This is a genomic window from Methylomonas sp. EFPC1 (assembly GCF_016925515.1).
In the GTDB taxonomy this organism is placed as follows: Bacteria; Pseudomonadota; Gammaproteobacteria; order Methylococcales; family Methylomonadaceae; genus Methylomonas; species Methylomonas defluvii.
Genome location: NZ_CP070494.1, coordinates 771834 through 790779 on the forward strand (window position 1 = coordinate 771834; position 18946 = coordinate 790779).

An 18946-nucleotide genomic window follows, 5' to 3' on the forward strand; every position below is an offset into this window, starting at 1 on the left:
TCTTTTCTTATCTCAGTGAATAGTTTGCAAATATTTGACAAAATTTCCGGCGATTACCATAAATATCGCCAGCCCAAAAGGCTGGTGGTCAAACGCCTTCAGGCTCTAATAGCTGAGTTCGGCAATCAGAACTCAATAGTTTTAGATATAGGATGCGGTACAGGTAGCTATTTGAAAGAACTAAAATCCATTGAACCAATGAATAAAGTTGGAATGGACTTGTCCTTGAATATGCATTAATCAATGCAGAGCACCCAAAGAGGACTCGTTGCTTGTTCAAGCGGATTTTAATGCATTATTTCCGTTTGGTGACAATAGCTTTGATCTTATAATCGCGGTAGATTGCCTACATTTTTCAAAAGATTTGTCGTTAATGTTGAATGAGATTCGCCGCGTACTAAAGAGAAATGGAATATTCATAGCAGCTTTACATACGCCGGAAGACATTAAGCGACAAACTCTATCCAAGTACTTTCCGCAAGCCGAGTTATTTGACTTACAAGAAGCAAACCGACTAATACGTTTGTGTTCTATCGCAAATAGTTTAGGTATGGAATGTATTCGAACATATAATGAATTAGAAGAATTTAAGCCTGACAGTCGCTTTGTCGGAGTTTTTGAAAGAAAATGTGCTTCAGTATTAAGTAAAATTGATAACGAGGGTTTTGAGGTGGGTTTGAAAAACCTGAAATCTGACTTTGCAAATGCAAGCCTAGTTGGAGTTGAGAGTTACACAATATATTTATTTAATTGTAAAAATGGATAATCTACATAATTTAATTAGTTTGTTTTATAGTAAGCTTCCTGGCTTGTGGTCAGGGTTGTTAGACGACTTTTCTAAAGATATATTTAAATATATTGGTGGTGTATTTATTGATCGAGTCTACCTGTATATTAAGAAAAAATTTCAGCCCCAGCTGCAGCTTATTGGTGCAGATCCAGGCGATAAATGGACGGTGTATTTTGGAAATATCCCGCTGGTTGATTTTAAGCAACGAGTTGTCGCGTCTGAGGAGTCTGGAAGTAAGCAGTATATATATGGAGATATTGAGTCTACATTATTAGTTAGCGAGATATTTTGTTCTTGGTTTGATACGGCTCCAAAATATAGTAGATTTTTTCCATCCCCAGATAAACTGGAAAATGTTGTTATATCAGTTGGTGGGCCAAAATGGAACAGAATAACCGAATACCTAATCGGAGCTCTAGGATCTCCAGTGTATTTTAAGGATAGAGTAGAGAATAAGGGAACGTTTTTAAAAATTAAGGGCTTTGAAAATAAAATAGAATATAAGGAAGCTGAAGTAAATAATGTAAAATATATATCGGATGTTGGAGTGATAATCATTGGCAAAGGTGCTTCTCTGAAGGATAAAAATTCAGCTAAATCGGTCTGTGTACTGACAGGGTATTCTGTATACGGAGTAAGGTTAGCGGCAGAGTATCTTAAAAAGATCAAGTTAGAGCCAAAAAAATACGGTATAAACAAAATAAAAGAACATTCTAAAATTTGCTTATTGATTAAGGGAAATATTTCAATCGATGAAAATGGTGAGGTTATATCACCTCTAGCAGGCTGGTGAAAAACTCGAAAAGCCAAGTAAGCTAAGGCATAGATGAGCCGCCAACTGTTAAAATAGGCTACCTAAATTTGGAGCCTTTCAATGCGCGGACACGATGCCATCCAAAACAACTGGTTCAGCTACATCAACCTGGAAGACCGCATTCCCAAGCAGCATCCGTTGCGCCGTTTACGGCTGTTGGTCGATGGCGTACTGGCCTCGATGGATGCCGTCTTTGCCGCGCGTTACTCGCACACTGGCCGTCCCTCGATTGCCCCCGAAAAACTGCTGCGCGCCTTGCTGTTACAAGTCCTGTATACGGTCCGTAGCGAGCGTCAGTTGATGGAACAACTGGACTACAACCTGTTGTTTCGCTGGTTTGTTGGTTTGGGTATCGACGATGCTGTCTGGGAGCGCAGCGTGTTCAGCGCCAACCGCGAACGCCTGCTGTCCGAAGCCCTGAGTCGCGAATTTTTTGAGCGGGTACTGGCCATAGCCGAATGGCAAAATCTGGTGTCCGACGAACACTTCAGCGTCGACGGTAGCCTCATTGAAGCCTGGGCCTCGCATAAAAGCTTCGTTAAAAAAGACGGCAGCGGCCCGGACAAACCCGCCGGCCGCAATCCCGAGGTCGACTTCAGCGGCGAAAAGCGCAGCAACGCCACCCACCACAGTACGACCGATCCCGAAGCCCGGCTTTACAAGAAAGGCGAATACACCGAGGCCAAACTGCGTTACATCACCCATGCCTTGTCCGAGAATCGCAACGGCCTGATTGTCGATGTCGAAACCACTCAAGCCACCGGCACCGCCGAAATCGAAGCCGCGCAAAAAATGATCAAACGCCGCGTGCCCAAAGGCGGCAGCGTCGGTGCCGACAAAGGCTACGACCAAGCGGCGTTCGTCAACGGACTCGAGTCCCGTGACATCAAAGCCCATGTGGCCCGCAAAAAGACCGGCAGTGCCGTCGATGGCCGCACCGCGCGCGGCAAAGGTTACGCCCAAAGTCTCAAGCGCCGCAAAATCGTCGAAGAAGCCTTTGGCTGGGTCAAAACGGTCGGCGGCCTGCGCAAAACTCGTCACATCGGCTTAGCCAAAGTCGCGGGTCAGGCCTTGTTTTGCTTTGCCGCCTACAACCTGACGCGCATGCTCAACCTATTGGTGTTCACGCCGAAACCGGCGTGGAGTGCGCCCGCCTAGGGTGAAGTTCGCCTGAAAACCGTCCACAGACGGCTTCAGGCGAATAAAAAGCCCTTGAAACCGGGGCAAAACGCTTGAAACTCGATGTCATGACCGATTTCAACTCGAAAAAATCACTTACATCGTGGGTAAGGGGAAATATCGGCGGGTTTTTCACCAGCCTGCTAAGGCATAGATGAGCCGCCAACTGTTAAAATAGGCTACCTAAATTTGGAGCCTTTCAATGCGCGGACACGATGCTATCCAAAACAACTGGTTCAGCTACATCAACCTGGAAGACCGCATTCCCAAGCAGCATCCGTTGCGCCGTTTACGGCTGTTGGTCGATGGCGTACTGGCCTCGATGGATGCCGTCTTTGCCGCGCGTTACTCGCACACTGGCCGTCCCTCGATTGCCCCCGAAAAACTGCTGCGCGCCTTGCTGTTACAAGTCCTGTATACGGTCCGTAGCGAGCGTCAGTTGATGGAACAACTGGACTACAACCTGTTGTTTCGCTGGTTTGTTGGTTTGGGTATCGACGATGCTGTCTGGGAGCGCAGCGTGTTCAGCGCCAACCGCGAACGCCTGCTGTCCGAAGCCCTGAGTCGCGAATTTTTTGAGCGGGTACTGGCCATAGCCGAATGGCAAAATCTGGTGTCCGACGAACACTTCAGCGTCGACGGTAGCCTCATTGAAGCCTGGGCCTCGCATAAAAGCTTCGTTAAAAAAGACGGCAGCGGCCCGGACAAACCCGCCGGCCGCAATCCCGAGGTCGACTTCAGCGGCGAAAAGCGCAGCAACGCCACCCACCACAGTACGACCGATCCCGAAGCCCGGCTTTACAAGAAAGGCGAATACACCGAGGCCAAACTGCGTTACATCACCCATGCCTTGTCCGAGAATCGCAACGGCCTGATTGTCGATGTCGAAACCACTCAAGCCACCGGCACCGCCGAAATCGAAGCCGCGCAAAACATGATCAAACGCCGCGTGCCCCAAGGCGGCAGCGTCGGTGCCGACAAAGGCTACGACCAAGCGGCGTTCGTCAACGGACTCGAGTCCCGTGACATCAAAGCCCATGTGGCCCGCAAAAAGACCGGCAGTGCCGTCGATGGCCGCACCGCGCGCGGCAAAGGTTACGCCCAAAGTCTCAAGCGCCGCAAAATCGTCGAAGAAGCCTTTGGCTGGGTCAAAACGGTCGGCGGCCTGCGCAAAACTCGTCACATCGGCTTAGCCAAAGTCGCGGGTCAGGCCTTGTTTTGCTTTGCCGCCTACAACCTGACGCGCATGCTCAACCTATTGGTGTTCACGCCGAAACCGGCGTGGAGTGCACCCGCCTAGGGTGAAGTTCGCCTGAAAACCGTCCACAGACGGCTTCAGGCGAATAAAAAGCCCTTGAAACCGGGGCAAAACGCTTGAAACTCGATGTCATGACCGATTTCAACTCGAAAAAATCACGAACATCGTGGGTAAGGGGAAATATCGGCGGGTTTTTCACCAGCCTGCTAGTAATTAATCCGGATAATATAGAAATAATCTATGAAAATGATTTCTTAGATCCATATCCTTATAGATATTGAAATGAAAAATGGTTCAGAATGCCCATTCTGTAGTTCGTCGTTAAATGATAGAAAATTAACTGATTCAGAGCATTCCCTCGCCGTGTTAGCTAAACACGCGGTAAATAATGCTCAAGCCTTAGTCATCCCAAAACGCCACTTCACCGACATTACTGAAATACCAGCTATTGAGCTGTCCGATTTAATTAATTTAGCGAAGCGAACTGTTGCCTTATTAAAAAAAATTGATGTTGCAGATGATTTCAACCTAATTGCGAATAATGGAGCTCTGGCGGGTCAGTCTATAGAGCATTTCCATTTTCATATCATTCCAAGAAAAGAAGGAGATTGCCCGGAGCCGAAATACTGGCTTTCAGAGCATCTTTTCAACAAGCTTAGGGAAATACCAATGACCGAGCTAGTGAAAAGCTCTGAATTGTTGAGGAAAAAAATAGCTGATCTTATAGAAAATAAAGCATCTACTTGCGCTGACGAAACTTGGCTAAAGATAGCGCCTTCTTGCATGATCGAGGGCGGAGTAGTATTTGGAAATACAAATTACAAAGACGTGGAGTCCGATAAGTCGATTTTTATAGGCAATAATGCGATTATTCGATCTGGCACTGTCATGTACCACAACACGAAAGCCGGATGCAATTTTGATTGTGGGCATAATGTTTTGATACGAGAAGGCTCAAGAATCGGCGACAATGTTTATGTATATTCAGGCACGCAAATAAATAGAGATGTAATAATTGGCGATAACTGCATAATATCCGGTTATTTAGGCAATGGCTCTGTGGTTGAGTCGAATGTCAAAATGTTTGGCGATTTAATCCATAAACATGAAAATAGATTTTCGTCAGAACATGAACCCGCCCCGGTGATTAAATCAGGTGCTTTTGTTGGTTGGGGAGCTAAAGTTATTGGTGGCGTTGAAATTGGAGAAAATGCGACCGTTGGGGCGGGTGCAGTTGTTGTTGGCGACGTACCGCCTGAAACTACAGTTGTTGGCGTGCCTGCAAAACCGATTAATTCAAGGTCCTAAAGCACAATAACCAGCGGGCATCAAGCCGTATGCAACATAATTCTATTCAGGCGTGATGCTACCAGGACCTTAAGCCTTGGTAGGTACTCATTCAGCCGGCTAATAAACTCTCGTATGGTATCGCCAAGCCGTCGTGTAAGCGCTTGATCATCCTTAAGCTTAAGGGGCGTTTGCGGTTAAGGACTTCCGATACGCGGCCGCTGCTGCCGATATAGGTTTCCAGGTCTTTTGCGCTAAGGTTTTGCTGCTCCATACGGAATTTGATAGCCTCGATAGGGTCTGGCGGGGCGATGGCGTAATGTTTGTTTTCGTAAGCCTCGATCAAGGTAACCCATACCTCCATTTCATCGGCCTCCGGCGTATCCGGTTCGGCTTGGAATATGGCTTCCAGTCGTTGAAAGGCGGCTTTTAATTCATCGTCGTTTCGGATTGGCTTAATAGTCATTGACCGTCTCCACGTCAATTAGGTCGTATTGGGCATGCGTGCCAACAAACTTTATCCAGGCAATGCCGGCGCGATATTGCATTTCTACTACTAGACGGTATTTGTTGCCACCTATGTTAAATACCACGCGATTATTATTGCAGATGCTGGCATTGCGATACTGATTCTTGATTGCTTGCGGTGAGGACCAATGGGCTTTCAAGGCTTCTTCGTACCAACTTTCAAGTGGGCCTTTTGCATCGCGATGCGAGGGCTGTTCCCAAAATTTTTTGATAGTGCTTTTTGCTATGACCCGCATGGTTATAGAGTTTTATCTCCCTAATTGGGAGCAGTGTAAGCGGTGCCGTTATTCTTCGCAAGGTACAAATATTCGATTTGCAAGGTGCCTAGATTAACTGAGCATAGCGTATGTAGCTTGCCACTTGAATTGGCGCAACTAGGAATACGCCGACTGTAGCCCGGCGCATCCATTCCCAAACAACGCTACTCGTCGTCCTGGCAGCCAAAATGATATTGGTAATCCGCCATCGCGCGTCTGATGACCTCATGAGCTTCCTCGCGGCCGTAGACGTGGGTGATTTCGCAGATACTTTTTTCGCTGGGTAGGTGTTTGTAAGTCAGGAAGTAGTGTTTCAAGCGATTGATGTACGATTCCGGGCAGTCGGAGACGTCGCGCCATTGCCGGTAGAATTCGTCGCCTTTCATCACTGCGATGATCTTGTCGTCGGCCTCGCCGCCGTCCAGTAAACGGAAGCCGCCGATGGGAATGGCTTGTAACAGGATGTCGCCGTGGGTGACGCTGCGTTCGCTCAATACACAAATATCCAATGGGTCGCCGTCGCCCTTGCTGACCGGTTTGCCGGATCGCGCGGCAGCGTATTCGGCGATTTTTTCTGCGCAATAACTGCGCGGAATGAAACCGTAGAGCGTCGGAATCATGTTGGAGAATTTCTGCGGGCGGTCGATTTTTAGGTAGCCGCTGTCTTTGTCGATTTCGTATTTCACCGTGTCGGATGGCACGATTTCTATGAAGGCTGTGACGATGTCCGGGGTATTGTCGCCGGGCGAGATACCATGCCAGGGGTGGGCTTTGTGTTTTATATTCATCTAAGATTCAGTAGCTTTGGGGAATAAGGTTATAGGGATATTTACCAGGATGGGGGCAATCCGCAAGACAATCAAGCTTAATACTAGTATCTGATTGGGCTTGCGCTACACGCCGTTGCATGTGTTTGTCGACATTACTCTTCGCTGGCCACTGCCGCAGGTTTGAGTTTCATGTCTTTATTCAGCCGTTGCAGGCGCTTGATCATTTCTTTTTTCATCTGTTCGCGGCCTATCGAGTGCTTCAGGCTACTGCCCATGCCCGCAACTTGATCGGTGGAGCTGCGGATTGAGTAAAACACCAGCGTGCCGTCTTTATAAGGTAGGCCGCCGGCGACCACGTGGCTGGAGTTGTAGGAGTGGCCGACGTAAAATTGCCGGGAAACGATAAGGCCGCCGCCTTCGCTGATGGCGATGACGCGATGATTAAGTATGGCGGTGGGGCGGTCTTCCACGCGCCGATTCAACCACAAAAACTGTTCACTGGCATTGGCCGGCAACGCGGCCGGGTAGTTTAACCAGGCTTGTTGCAATTCCGGAAAGTAACGCGCCCAGGCTTTGCTGTTCACGGCGTCGTTGCGCAGTTCCGCGGCCGGGTCGGCTGTGCCGCCGTCGCGGCTGTAAGGGGCAATCCCGGCCAAGCCGCTTTTTTTATAGGCTTGCAGGCGTTGCAGCAAAAATTCGCGGTACTTTTGATTGGCGGTTTTCAGCAAGGTTTTGTTGTCGGCATCCTCCAGCCCGGCTTGCAGGCTTTTCAAGCTGTCCAGTTCGGCTTTGGAGAGGTTGAATTCGTCACCCGGCTCCGCTTCCAGAAAGGCCTTGGCTTCGTCCAGTTGCTTTTCGGTAAACGCAAACTTCTTAAAACTATCTACGCTGGCGTTATCGCCCAGCATGCCGGTGGCGACGATGTCGCTCTCGCCGGCGTTGAGTTTGCCCTTTTTGATGTAGTCGGCCAGTTGCGGTAAGCCTACCGGTATGATCATCGCTACGCCAATCGCGAGTTCTTTTTGGCTGGTTTCGCTGACGTCGTAACCGACGATTTCGCCGCGTTCCAATGGCGGGATTTGCGCGGCGCTGATGCCGAAGTTCTGTAGCGCTTGCTGTGGGCTGGGGCCGTCTTGAGCGCATGCCGGTTGCTGAATTAGCGCAGCGGCGCTCAGTAAAATAATCGGAAAAGACAGTTTGTGGATCAACATAAAAACTCCGTTTCAAATAGGTATTCTGATAAAAGTATGAGGCTTTCGGCCGCAGATTGCCGAAAGCGTTCATTCTGAAAACGTGTGTGCATCGCCGCCTGCCGTTTATTTGTCCGAACCGAACAATTTAGAAATACTGGAATCGCCGCGTCCGGCTGGTTTTGCCGGTGTTGTTGCCCTTGAGGCGGACGCCGGCTGCTGATTTTTCGTATCGAACAGCCGCACAAACTCAGCAGCAGGCAGTGGTTTGGAAAACAGATAGCCTTGGCCGTAGTCGCAGCCGGCGGCAGTCAGCAACTCCAGTTGCTGCGCGGTTTCGATGCCTTCGGCTATCACTTTCAAGCCCAGTTTATGCGCCATCACAATAATCGCTTCGCACAGCGCCAGGTCGCTGGAATCGGCTTCCAGATTGCGTACGAAACTTTGGTCTATCTTCAGATAATCGATGTCGAATTTTTTTAGATAAGACAGTGACGAATAGCCGGTGCCGAAATCGTCAATAGCCACCTGGATGCCGGCATCTCGGTAAGCAAATAAATGGTCGCGGACAATATTGTCGACATCCAGCAATAGGCTTTCAGTAATTTCGATGACGACACATTGGCCGGATAAGCCCAGCTCATGCAAATAGTCTATCCATTTGCTGTCGCCCAGATTGCTGCGGGTAAATTGCACCGGCGATTTGTTAATACCCAGTTGCAAATCCGGGAGAAATTGGGCACGCCATTCGGCAACCTGTTTTGCCGCCATCCGAAATACCCAGTCGCCAATCTCCACTATCAGGCCGGTCTCTTCCGCCAACGGAATAAATTCCGCCGGGCTGATCATCCCGCGCGTGGGATGTTGCCAGCGGATCAGTGCTTCGGCTTTATGCATTTTGCGGCTGCTCAGTTCGATTATCGGTTGATAGAACAGGCAAAACTCTTGATTGGTCAGCGCTTGGCGCAGGTCGCTGGTCAGGCGCATCCGGTTTTGCGCGGTTTGCTCCATCTCGCTGGTGAAGAAATTGTAGCGGTTGCGGCCTTGTTGCTTGGCGGAATACATGGCCTGATCGGCATTTTTGATTAATTGTTCGGCTTCCTGTGCGTCTTGCGGATAGAAGGTGATGCCGATGCTGACCGAAATGTAAGCTAATTCCTCGCCTAAACGAAATGGTTCGGCAAGCTGGTGCAGGATGGCTTGCGCGACCCGGTCTATATTGGTTTCCGAGTCCAACTCGCCCAGGATGATGGTGAACTCGTCGCCACCGAGCCGAGCCACTGTATCCACATTGCGTACGCAAGCCAAAATGCGCCGCGCCGTTTCCTGCAGCAAAATGTCGCCCATGCCGTGGCCCAGGGTATCGTTAATTTCCTTGAAACGGTCCAGATCCAGCAGCATGACCGCCAGACTGTTTTTGTCGCGCTGGGCTTTTTTGATTTCCTGGTTCAATCGATCCTGGAACATGCGCCGGTTGGCCAAATCGGTAAGCGGGTCGAAATTGGCTTGGCGCCAGATGGTTTGTTCGACATGTTTTTGCTCGGTAATTTCCGAAAACATCGCCACCCGGCGCTCTACTTCGCCGTGTTCGCCGTAGATGGTGTTGATCACTAGCCATTCTTGGTAAATATCGCCGTTTTTGCGTTTATTCCAAATTTCGCCTTGCCAGTGGCCGGTTTGTAACAGCGAGTGCCACATGGTCTGATAAAAATCCGGATCGTGGCGGCCCGATTTCAGAATGTCGGTGGACTTCCCTATCGCGTCTTCCGCGGTATAGCCGGTCAGGCGGGTAAACGCTTCGTTAATCGCGATGATGCGGTTGTCGGTGTCCGCGACCATCACCGCTTCGCCGATGGCTTGGTAAATCATCGCCATCAACTGCATTTCATGTTCTAGCCGCTTGCGTTCGCTGATGTCCAAAACGGATACGAGTATGTAACGCCGGTTGTCTATATCGATAGGTGTCAAACTGATTTCGACCGGAAATTCCGTGCCGTCGCCGCGTATTGCGGTTAGGGAGCGGCTGGCGCTCATCGGCCGGGCTTTATTCTCTTGTAAAAATCGCGCGCGCTGTTCCGGGTGTTTGGCGCGGGCCCGTTCCGGTACCAGCGCTTCGACACTCAGACCTATCAACTCATCCAGCGTGTAGATAAATGCTTTCGCGGCGGGCGGGTTGGCGAGTTTGATGAGGCCGTTTTCGCCAACTAAAAACGTGGCTTCCGGCGAACCATCGACAATCTTGGACAATTGCAGCCATTGCAGCTGTTTGCGTTCGGTAATGTCGGTTTGGGTGCCGATCATGCGCAAAGCCTTGCCCTGGGCATCGCGGCTGATCACTAGGCCGCGCGTTAAAATCCAGCGCCATTGGTTATCGCCGTGCTTTACGCGGTGTTCGTTGCTGAAGCGTGAGCTGCGATTTTCCAGATGCGTTTGCAAGTCGGCCATCATCCGGGCGCTGTCTTCCGGGTGTATCGTGGCTTCCCAATTCCGGTAATCGTTGTCTCTGTCTTGTTCGCTGAAATTCAGAATCTCCATGCAGCGTGGCGACAGAAACACTTTACCGTTGGTCAAATCCCAATCCCAGACGCCGTCACCGCCGCTTTCCAGCGCAAATTTCCAGCGCAATTCGCTTTCCTGCAATAATTTTTCCGATAGCTTGCGCTCGCTGATGTCCGTGGAAATGCCGCATACCGCGTAGATTTCGCCTTGCCCATTACGTAGCGGAAACTTATGCGACAAATACGTATGAATATTACCGTCATGATGGGTGATCTTTTCTTCAAAAATCTGTGCTTGGCCGCTATTGGCGACCTCTAAATCGTTTTTCCACAGGAGTTCGGTGTCGTCGCCCGGAAATAAGTCGATATCCCGTTTGCCTCTGACAGTCTTATTGTCAACCGCGAACAGTTTTTCAAATTGGCGGTTGATCAGCAGGTATTGGCCTTGCAGATCTTTGCTGTAAATCACCGTGGGGGTATTGTCCAGGATGCTTTGAAACCGCAATTCGCTGACCGACAGGGATTTGCCGAACTCGACGTTTAAGGATTCGTCTTTGACCAGTTCGATAACGCCGACAATCCGCTCTTGGTCGTCGCGTATGGGCATTTGCATCGAACTGATCCAGCGGCCGTCGCCTGCGGTAAACGGGGTTTGATAGACCGTTTCGCCTTGCAACGCCTTTTGAATGCCGTCAGGAATTGGTGTTTGCGCCAGCCAGGGAAATATTTCAACAGGGTATTTTCCCAGGCAAACGGCTTGCGGCCATCCCGTCAGGGTTTCCATATAACGGTTCCAGAGTTCGATACGGCCCTGTAGATCGTAAACAATCACGCCTTCCTGAACTGAACGCAGAATGTGTTTGTTGAAATCGCCTAGGGCTTTGCTGAATTGTTCTGAGCGCTGGTAGCGCTCGATAGCCAGCGCCAGGGAAATGCCGACGCTGGACAGCACCAGCAAAAACGACCATTGCAGCAATAGCCCGGTCTCACTGCTGTCGGCTGCAAAAAAGCCTACCTGAAAAATCGCCCCGAATATGCTTTGCAGCATGACCATGCTGATTAGTAACAAGGTGCCATGCAAGCCAAAGTAGAGTGCGCCGTAAACCAGAAAAGCGAACATATAAAATGCTTTGCCGTAGTGGCCAAGATGCCACGGCCACTCCAGGAAAATCATTTGTCCCGCCAGAAACGCCGTTGTGACATAAAGCAACGCGCGCCAAACTTGATACGGGTTCCAGTCAAAACTTGGCGGCTGCCGCCAGACCAAAATAAGCGGCGTGACAATCGCAATACCCAAGACGTCGCCCATCCACCAATGCGCTAGACTGATCGGCCATTGCTGCGCCGTTATGGCGTCGAAATGTAACAGAATTAAGGAGCCCGCCATGGCCGAAACGACCGAAGCCAAGGCGCCGGCAAACAGGATGCGTAAGTAGTCTTGCGGCTGTTGCAGTTTGCGAATCTCGCCCAGCAGATAGCAGCCGACAAGTGCTTCCACGGTATTGCCGAAAGCGATAGGCAAGGCCTGCTCCAGCGGATTGCCTGCCCACAGATTGCCAAGTAATGCGCCCAGGAATACGCCGGGCCACAGTTTTTTACCGCCGAGCAGCAAGGCTGCCAGTGCGATGCCGCCAGGTGGCCAGATGACGGATATTACGTAATTGGTGGCGAAAAACATCAACACCAGTTTGGCAACCAGTGCGTAGGCGATAGCCAAGCCGAAAAGGTGGACTAGTTCTGCGGTGGAAAAGGTCGAAAAACGGCGCAAGAGATTACCTTGATGTATTGAAAGCAGGTGAAGGGACAAGCCCAATATCTTGGTTTATCTCACGAAATGCAAGGTTTTGTCACGGGCTAAGTACGGGGATTTTCGGGCATTCCTAACGGATGAAACGTGGTTTTATGCGGGTGATTTTCTTCGGTATCCGCTTAGGGTTACGCGCCCAGGTTTTCCACTTCCACCGCCACTTTCAATTCGTGGTTCTGGCCGCCGAAAATCACCCCTTTCAATGGCGTAACATCGCTATAGTCCCGGCCCCAGGCGACGATGATGTGCCTGTCCCCCGGCAATTGGTTGTTGGTAGGGTCAAAGTCCATCCAGCCCAGATCCGGTAAATACACCGAGAACCAGGCGTGCGAGGCGTCGGCGCCCACCAGTTTTTTCTTGCCGGGCGGCGGCAGGGTTTCGATATAACCGCTGACGTAGCGGGCCGCCAGGCCTTGCGAGCGGATGCAGCCTATGGCCAGATGGGCGAAATCCTGGCAGACGCCGCGCCGATGTTCCAGTACGGTGGTCAGCGGGGTGGCCAGGTTGGTGAATTCCGGGTCGAAGGTAAAATCGCGGTGAATGCGTTGCATCAGATCGTGTATCGCTTCAATCAACGCTTTGCCGGGTGTGAACGAGGCTTGCGCGTAAGCGGCCAGCTCGGCGTCGGCGGCGATGAACGGCGAATCCAAGGCAAATTGCCGTGCCTCCAGTAGTGGTTCGCTTCTGTCGTTCCAGAGCGCTTCCTTCACCAATTCCCAGCTCATGCCGTGGCTGAAATCCAACTGCACCGGTTGCGGAAAAATCTGTACTTCGCTGCTGGCGGTGACCACAAACTCCCGATGCGGCTCCCTAATCGAAAACCAGGCCACTTGATTGCCGAAAAAATCGGTACGGGTCCGATAGTCGCAGGGCAAGGGGGTGATTTTCAGTTGCGAGCTGAGCAGTTGTTGATTCGGGCAGGGGCGCGGCTGCATCCGCACTTCGTTGTAAGACAATCCCACCGGTTGTTGGTAGCGGTAGGTAGTGGTATGGGTAACCCGATAACGCATGGTGACTCCCTTAGGACAGCGATTGCGGCGCGTCCCCGTGGCGGAAATAATTGGCGGTCAAAGTATCGGACAGCGCGGCCAATAGGGCGTAAATCTTGCTGAGCTGTTGGTCCAGCGCTTCGCGAATCCCGGATTCCGAGACGTTCAATAAGTCGTCGATATTGGCGATATTCAACAGACAACTAGCCTCTAATAGCAAGCGCTCTTCGGCGCTAATCCGGCGGGTACTGGGTTCGCGCGGCAGTTTGCCGACATGCTCCTGCAAACGAGCGATTTGATAAGCTAGTGATCGGGGATTGTTGGGGTCCATCAGCAGCAGTTCCAAAAACGAGGCTAACTCCAGGTTGCTACGATAATGTTGGCGGTAGCAAATCAGGTTGTCGCTGGTATCCAGCAGGGATTCCAGCAAGCGGGTTTCCGCTGCTTCGCTTTGCGGCATCGCAAACGCTGTTCTCAATACCGATACCAACTGCAAGCCGCGCTCCAGGCGCCGGCCGATGTCCAGAAACAGCCAGCCGTTGCCGCGCGTCATGCTCTCCATCACCAGACCGCTGAATGCTGAGAGCGTGGTGATCAGCTGATCCATTTGCTCCTGCATCGACCACAAACCGATTTTGCCCAGGCGGCGCGCTTCGGAAACCTGTTCCTCGATTTCGTCAATGACCCGCCAGGTATCCGACGACCATAAATCGCGTACCGCGTAACCGGATTGGGTCATTCTGTTTACCGTGTTGGCCAGGCTGCCTGCCCGGCTTTCGTCGGCGACCACTGCCAGTAATTCGGCTTCCGGCGACTGCAACAAACTTTCGTTATCCTCGGCAAAAAAACCGGGGTAGGTACCGGTCATGCTGGTGACGCAACGCAGCAGGGTTTCCAGGCTCAGCTGATAGTCCGGGCTATCGCGGTCAGGGTTGCTGAACAGCTTCTTGATCGTGGCGCGCAACAAGCGTACGCCGCCTTCCGCGCGTTCAGCGTTGCGGCCCACCCAAAAAATATTGTCTGCCGCGCGGCTGGGAAGGGCATTGCCGTGGCCTGCCAAACTGGCGCTGCGCTTGGCCGGAATGGCCGGATGTTGGGGCTCGGTAGCGACCACCCAGGTATCTTTACTGATGCCACCGGTTTGATTGCTGATCATCATATTGCCGTATTGCGGTGCGCTACGACTCAAACCGCCAGGCATCAGCGTATAACCGTCCGCCCGCGCCACCATGAAGCAGCGCAGCACGGTTTGGCGCGGTTCGTAGCCGCCCGCCACCAGCGCCGGCACGGTGGAAAAGCTCTCGTATTCCTGGCCGACGTAAAGCGCCGGACGAGCCTTGATGCGCGCGCGCCAATCAGCGAGTTGTGCACGGCTCAGCTGATGGCCGAACACCGAACGTTCGCCGGGTTTGCGGTAGATCGGCTTGATGACCAGGCGTTCCAGATTGGCGAGGACGTAATTTAACTCGCGGGCTTGGCCGCACCACCAGGTGGCGATCGAATTTAGCTTTAGGGTTTGACCCAGGAAGTATTTGGCGATGCCCGGCAGGAACGGCATGATGCCGGGATTTTCCAATATGCCGCTACCTAGCGGGTTGGCAATCGCCACATTGCCGCGCCTGACCACTTCCAACAGGCCGGGGACGCCTAGCCGCGAGTCTTCGCGCAGTTCCAGCGGGTCGCAGTAATTGTCGTCAACCCGACGCAAGATCACATCCACCCGCTGCAAGCCGACCAGCGATTTAAGCCAGACATAGCCGTCGCGAATCGTCAGGTCGTCGCCCTGTACCAGCGGATAACCCAGATAGGAGGCCAAATAGGCGTGTTCGAAGAAGGTTTCGTTCAGTGGGCCGGGGGTCAGGACCACTACACGCGGGGTGTCGGCGTCGCCGGGGGCGACGGCATTCAGGCCGGCGCGCAGGGATTGAAAGAAACGCGCCAAACGATGGACATGAGTGTCGCGGAACAAGCTGGGCAACACCCGTGACATGGCCAAGCGGTTTTCCAACGCATAACCGGCGCCGGATGGGGCTTGCGTACGATCACCCAGCACCCACATTTTTTTGTCCGGGCCGCGGGCCAGGTCGGCGGCGCACAATACCAACTGATGCTGGCCGGGCAAGCTTACTTGATCACAAACGCGCAGAAAGCCGCCGTGGTTGTAGATCAGTTCCAGCGGCAGCAGGTTTTTCTTGATGAGCTGGCGCGGGCCGTACAGGTCGGCCAAAATCAGATTCAACAGTTCGGCGCGTTGCAGCAGTCCTGCCTCAATGTCGAACCACTCGTCGCCGGAAAGCAATAGCGGTATCGGGTCGAGTTGCCAAGGGCGGTTAATACCGTCCGGGTCGTCATAAACGTTGTAGGTGACGCCGTTTTCGCGCAGCAGTCTTAGCGCTTCCTGGTGGCGTTCGCCGACTTCGCGGGGGCCAAGCTGTTGCAACGCTTGCATCAGGTGGGCCCAATGCGGTCTAACCCGGCCCGTCTCGTCCAGCATTTCGTCGTGGGCCCCCTTATCGAGGCGGTATCCCGGCGCGAAAGCTTCTGGTGTGCTTAAGGTTTTCATAGGTTTAGTTTGCCGGTTTACCGGGTATAGCGCAATTGATCAAAGCTAATCTCGTTTTTTTTATGTTTTCTAAGCTGGTTTTTATTGCAGATGCCGATTCTGACGAGACTTTGGATAATGCGTAGTCTAAGAAACTCGCAAAAAGCATGCCGTTACGATCAGAAAGAGCGGAGTGCGGCATAGATCTTTTGGATTCGGTAGCTCTGCCTAGAGTCGTCCAATATAAAGCATTGGCTTGGCTTTAAGCTTCTGAACTAAAGGGTATTTGCCAGTGCTAAGGCACGATAAGTGGGTCACGGCCGTCCGAGTGATGGCCGTAGGCGCGCAACTTGGCATTGCTATTGCTTTATATCGGGTAAATCATTAGAACCGGTTTGCGTTGAAATGGTGCGGTCGTTTTTGCACCAATTTAGCGCGGACTTGCACCATAAAAGCAAATATCACGGATGCATACAGCATGGTTACTTCGACAATTTGGGCGGATTACAGCGCCGATAAGGCTTACGACGAGATGATTGCTGCGGGCGGCAAGCCGCGTGATACCTGCGCCAGTTTGAGTCAATACTTACAATCTTTGGGCATGGATGCAATTAAGGGCCGGTTGTCGGCGGCGGAGGCGGCCATCATGGAGATGGGCATTACCTTCACCGTCTACAGCGACGAAGGCAATATCGACCGGGCTTGGCCTTTCGACATCATTCCCAGGCTGATCGATTTTCAGGAATGGCAAGCCGTGGAAGCAGGTCTGAAACAGCGTCTGAAAGCTTTGAATTGCTTTATCAACGATGTTTATAACCAGCAGCAGATTATAAAAGACGGTTTGGTGCCGGCTGATCTGATCAACAGTTCCAGCAATTTTCGTAAGGAATGTTTGGGCATGCAGCCCAAATTCGGCACATGGGCCAATATCTGCGGCAGCGATCTGGTGCGGGCTGGCGACGGCAAGCTGTATGTGCTGGAAGACAATTTGCGGGTGCCATCCGGCGTGTCGTACATGATCGAAAACCGGGTAATTACCAAACGGATCTTTCCGGAGTTGTTGGAAAATCTGAATATTCTGCCGGTGGACGATTATCCGACCCAGTTGTTCGAAATGCTGGCGTCACTGGCACCGAATGCCGACGACACCCCGCAAATTGCCGTCTTGACGCCCGGTATCTATAACTCGGCCTATTTCGAACATGCGTTCCTGGCGCAGCAAATGGGTGCGGAATTGGTGGAAGGCGGCGACTTGCTGGTCAAGGACGACGATTGCGTTTATATGCGTACCATCAAGGGTCTGGAAAAAGTCGATGTGATTTACCGGCGCATCGACGATCTGTTTCTCGATCCTGAAGTCTTTCATAAGGATTCGGTATTGGGCGTGAAGGGCTTGATGCGGGCCTGGAAAGCCGGCAATGTGGCGCTGGCTAATGCGCCAGGCGCCGGGGTAGCGGACGACAAAGTGGTGTATGCCTATGTGCCTGAAATGATTCGGTATTATCTGAACGAAGAGCCGATTTTGCCGAACGTGCCGACTTATCTCTGTAGCGACCCTGAACAATGCGCCTACGTGCTGGCGCATTTGCCGGAGCTGGTGGTAAAGCCGGCCAACGAGTCCGGCGGCTATGGCATGTTGGTCGGCCCGCACGCCAGCCAAAAGGAAATCAAGCAATTTCATAAGCTGATTAAAAACAATCCGCGTAATTACATCGCCCAGCCAACTTTGGCTTTATCAACCTGCCCGACTTTGTGCGGTGATAGTCTGGAGCCCAGGCACATCGACTTGCGCCCCTTCATCCTGCAAGGTGAGAACAGCTTTGTCACCGCTGGCGGCTTGACCCGCGTGGCGCTCAGGGCCGGTTCGCTGGTGGTGAATTCATCGCAGGGCGGCGGCAGTAAAGACACTTGGATTATCAACAGGGAGCAATAAGATGTTATCGCGATCCGCCGAACGTTTGTACTGGATGGCCCGTTATCTGGAGCGCACCGAAAACACCGCCCGCCTGATCAGCGCCACGATGCATTTGATCTACGACTTGCCGTATGGTGTGGAATTAGGCTGGCGCAATTTACTAAATATTTGCGGCGTCGAAGAGGCGTTTTATCAACGCTTTAAAAATCCCAGCGAGCAGAACACCACCCGGTTTTTATTAGCCGATATGAGCAATCCCGGCTCCTTATTGGCGTCCTTGTCGTTTGCCCGTGAGAATATCCGCACCAGCCGCGAACTGATGCCCGACGAAGCCTGGCAGCAAGTCAACGAAATGTATCTGTATGCGAATAACAATCTGGATAGCTTGTCCAATCGGCGGGGGCGTGCGCTGTTCTTGCAGGAAATCATGGCTGGGTGCCAGCGCTTTACCGGCTTTATGGCCGGGTCTATGAGCCGCAGCGACAGTGCCCGGTTTATTTGTATTGGCCGCAACCTGGAACGCGCTGACATGACCAGCCGGATCATGGATTTCGGCACCGTTTTGTTGGCGGAAAATCGCAGCACCAAAATGCGCGAGTACGAGACCATCCTGTGGATCAACGTTTTGAAGTCCTTGAGTGCGGTCTTGATGTATCGCAAGCATGTGCGTAACCGAATTAGAGGTGAGGATGTTTTGAACTATCTGTTAAAAAACCCGGATTTTCCCAGAGCCGTGCTGCATTGCATTGAGGAGATTACGCATTGCATCAAACGCTTGCCGCATGCTGTCGAACTATTCCCGCAGTTGGAGCAATTGGAGCAGCAGGTACTGGCCATTGAGATTAAGCAGACTACACCGGAGCAATTGCATCAGGTGCTGGACGGCTTGCAAGCGAAGTTCGACCATTTACACCAGCAAATCGCGGCCATGTGGTTTTTAAACAATCTTGGCGAGGCCGAAGCCGAGAAAAATTGAAACTATTGCCGACAGGAAGATTTTCACTAGTCAGCCAGGCCTCTGCAGCGCTGAGCACCCGCTTGGTTGAGCGCAATCGCTCTGGGTCGAGGGCGCGCTGCTTGGATTGCTACTGACCCAAACCCCAAGTTTGCTATATCATGGAA

General features: G+C 51.9%; 15 protein-coding genes. 8 read left to right on the forward strand and 7 right to left on the reverse strand.

All coding sequences use genetic code 11. The features are described 5' to 3' along the window. Positions 1 to 15: 15 nt before the first annotated feature. The 6 genes from JWZ98_RS03645 (at position 16) to JWZ98_RS03670 (ending at position 5349) form a co-directional block, all read left to right on the forward strand. Positions 16 to 240 carry a methyltransferase domain-containing protein gene (locus JWZ98_RS03645; protein ID WP_205453316.1) on the forward strand — a complete coding sequence of 75 codons (225 nt, stop codon included), beginning with the start codon at positions 16 to 18 and terminating at the stop codon, positions 238 to 240. Between the two features lie 28 nt (positions 241 to 268). Beyond that, positions 269 to 766, forward strand: a complete 498-nt coding sequence (locus JWZ98_RS03650) for a class I SAM-dependent methyltransferase (protein WP_205453318.1) — start codon at positions 269 to 271, stop codon at positions 764 to 766. After that, the gene (locus JWZ98_RS03655) at positions 759 to 1583 is read left to right on the forward strand and encodes a hypothetical protein (protein WP_205453320.1); all 825 of its coding nucleotides are present in this window, start codon (positions 759 to 761) and stop codon (positions 1581 to 1583) included. The genes JWZ98_RS03650 and JWZ98_RS03655 overlap by 8 nt, the downstream gene beginning before the upstream one ends. Positions 1584 to 1664: 81 nt before the next feature. After that, entirely contained in the window at positions 1665 to 2762 is a 1098-nt protein-coding gene (locus JWZ98_RS03660) for an IS5 family transposase (RefSeq protein ID WP_205451286.1), read from the forward strand. Between the two features lie 223 nt (positions 2763 to 2985). Further along, complete coding sequence (locus tag JWZ98_RS03665) at positions 2986 to 4083, forward strand: IS5 family transposase (RefSeq protein ID WP_205450272.1); 1098 nt, start codon at positions 2986 to 2988, stop codon at positions 4081 to 4083. Positions 4084 to 4323: 240 nt separating this feature from the next. Continuing rightward, positions 4324 to 5349, forward strand: a complete 1026-nt coding sequence (locus JWZ98_RS03670; RefSeq protein WP_205453322.1) for an HIT domain-containing protein — start codon at positions 4324 to 4326, stop codon at positions 5347 to 5349. A 91-nt stretch (positions 5350 to 5440) separates the two neighbouring features. Here JWZ98_RS03670 and JWZ98_RS03675 read toward each other — a convergent pair whose 3' ends face one another. From JWZ98_RS03675 to JWZ98_RS03705, 7 genes are all read right to left on the reverse strand, one after another. Continuing rightward, on the reverse strand, positions 5441 to 5794 hold the full coding sequence (locus tag JWZ98_RS03675) for a transcriptional regulator (RefSeq protein WP_205453323.1): 354 nt from the start codon (positions 5792 to 5794) through the stop codon (positions 5441 to 5443). After that, a complete protein-coding gene (locus JWZ98_RS03680; RefSeq protein ID WP_205453325.1) occupies positions 5784 to 6092 on the reverse strand; it encodes a type II toxin-antitoxin system HigB family toxin in 309 nt (102 codons plus the stop codon). The genes JWZ98_RS03675 and JWZ98_RS03680 overlap by 11 nt, the downstream gene beginning before the upstream one ends. A gap of 185 nt (positions 6093 to 6277) precedes the next feature. Further along, positions 6278 to 6901, reverse strand: coding sequence for an inorganic pyrophosphatase (locus JWZ98_RS03685; protein ID WP_205453327.1), 624 nt, complete (start codon positions 6899 to 6901; stop codon positions 6278 to 6280). Between the two features lie 134 nt (positions 6902 to 7035). Further along, positions 7036 to 8094 carry a hypothetical protein gene (locus JWZ98_RS03690; RefSeq protein WP_205453329.1) on the reverse strand — a complete coding sequence of 353 codons (1059 nt, stop codon included), beginning with the start codon at positions 8092 to 8094 and terminating at the stop codon, positions 7036 to 7038. A 105-nt stretch (positions 8095 to 8199) separates the two neighbouring features. Beyond that, on the reverse strand, positions 8200 to 12339 hold the full coding sequence (locus JWZ98_RS03695; RefSeq protein WP_205453330.1) for an EAL domain-containing protein: 4140 nt from the start codon (positions 12337 to 12339) through the stop codon (positions 8200 to 8202). Positions 12340 to 12506: 167 nt separating this feature from the next. Beyond that, the gene (locus tag JWZ98_RS03700; protein WP_033156089.1) at positions 12507 to 13388 is read right to left on the reverse strand and encodes a transglutaminase family protein; all 882 of its coding nucleotides are present in this window, start codon (positions 13386 to 13388) and stop codon (positions 12507 to 12509) included. Positions 13389 to 13398: 10 nt separating this feature from the next. After that, positions 13399 to 15930 (reverse strand): circularly permuted type 2 ATP-grasp protein, encoded by a 2532-nt coding sequence (locus JWZ98_RS03705; RefSeq protein WP_205453331.1) that lies wholly within the window; start codon positions 15928 to 15930, stop codon positions 13399 to 13401. 457 nt (positions 15931 to 16387) lie between these two features. On the opposite strand from JWZ98_RS03705, the gene JWZ98_RS03710 reads away from it, so the two are divergent. Beyond that, the gene (locus JWZ98_RS03710) at positions 16388 to 17842 is read left to right on the forward strand and encodes a circularly permuted type 2 ATP-grasp protein (protein ID WP_205453332.1); all 1455 of its coding nucleotides are present in this window, start codon (positions 16388 to 16390) and stop codon (positions 17840 to 17842) included. A 1-nt stretch (position 17843) separates the two neighbouring features. Continuing rightward, positions 17844 to 18800 (forward strand): alpha-E domain-containing protein, encoded by a 957-nt coding sequence (locus JWZ98_RS03715; RefSeq protein ID WP_205453333.1) that lies wholly within the window; start codon positions 17844 to 17846, stop codon positions 18798 to 18800. Positions 18801 to 18946 lie beyond the last annotated feature (146 nt).

What these genes read in the sequence shown, in the direction of transcription:
- JWZ98_RS03705 (WP_205453331.1), bottom strand. Translation starts at nt 15,930, where the DNA reads ATGAAAACCTTAAGCACACCAGAAGCTTTCGCGCCGGGATACCGCCTC.
- JWZ98_RS03700 (WP_033156089.1), bottom strand. Translation starts at nt 13,388, where the DNA reads ATGCGTTATCGGGTTACCCATACCACTACCTACCGCTACCAACAACCG.
- JWZ98_RS03680 (WP_205453325.1), bottom strand. Translation starts at nt 6,092, where the DNA reads ATGCGGGTCATAGCAAAAAGCACTATCAAAAAATTTTGGGAACAGCCC.
- JWZ98_RS03655 (WP_205453320.1), top strand. Translation starts at nt 759, where the DNA reads ATGGATAATCTACATAATTTAATTAGTTTGTTTTATAGTAAGCTTCCT.
- JWZ98_RS03660 (WP_205451286.1), top strand. Translation starts at nt 1,665, where the DNA reads ATGCGCGGACACGATGCCATCCAAAACAACTGGTTCAGCTACATCAAC.
- JWZ98_RS03675 (WP_205453323.1), bottom strand. Translation starts at nt 5,794, where the DNA reads ATGACTATTAAGCCAATCCGAAACGACGATGAATTAAAAGCCGCCTTT.
- JWZ98_RS03670 (WP_205453322.1), top strand. Translation starts at nt 4,324, where the DNA reads ATGAAAAATGGTTCAGAATGCCCATTCTGTAGTTCGTCGTTAAATGAT.
- JWZ98_RS03715 (WP_205453333.1), top strand. Translation starts at nt 17,844, where the DNA reads ATGTTATCGCGATCCGCCGAACGTTTGTACTGGATGGCCCGTTATCTG.
- JWZ98_RS03690 (WP_205453329.1), bottom strand. Translation starts at nt 8,094, where the DNA reads ATGTTGATCCACAAACTGTCTTTTCCGATTATTTTACTGAGCGCCGCT.
- JWZ98_RS03665 (WP_205450272.1), top strand. Translation starts at nt 2,986, where the DNA reads ATGCGCGGACACGATGCTATCCAAAACAACTGGTTCAGCTACATCAAC.
- JWZ98_RS03685 (WP_205453327.1), bottom strand. Translation starts at nt 6,901, where the DNA reads ATGAATATAAAACACAAAGCCCACCCCTGGCATGGTATCTCGCCCGGC.
- JWZ98_RS03710 (WP_205453332.1), top strand. Translation starts at nt 16,388, where the DNA reads ATGGTTACTTCGACAATTTGGGCGGATTACAGCGCCGATAAGGCTTAC.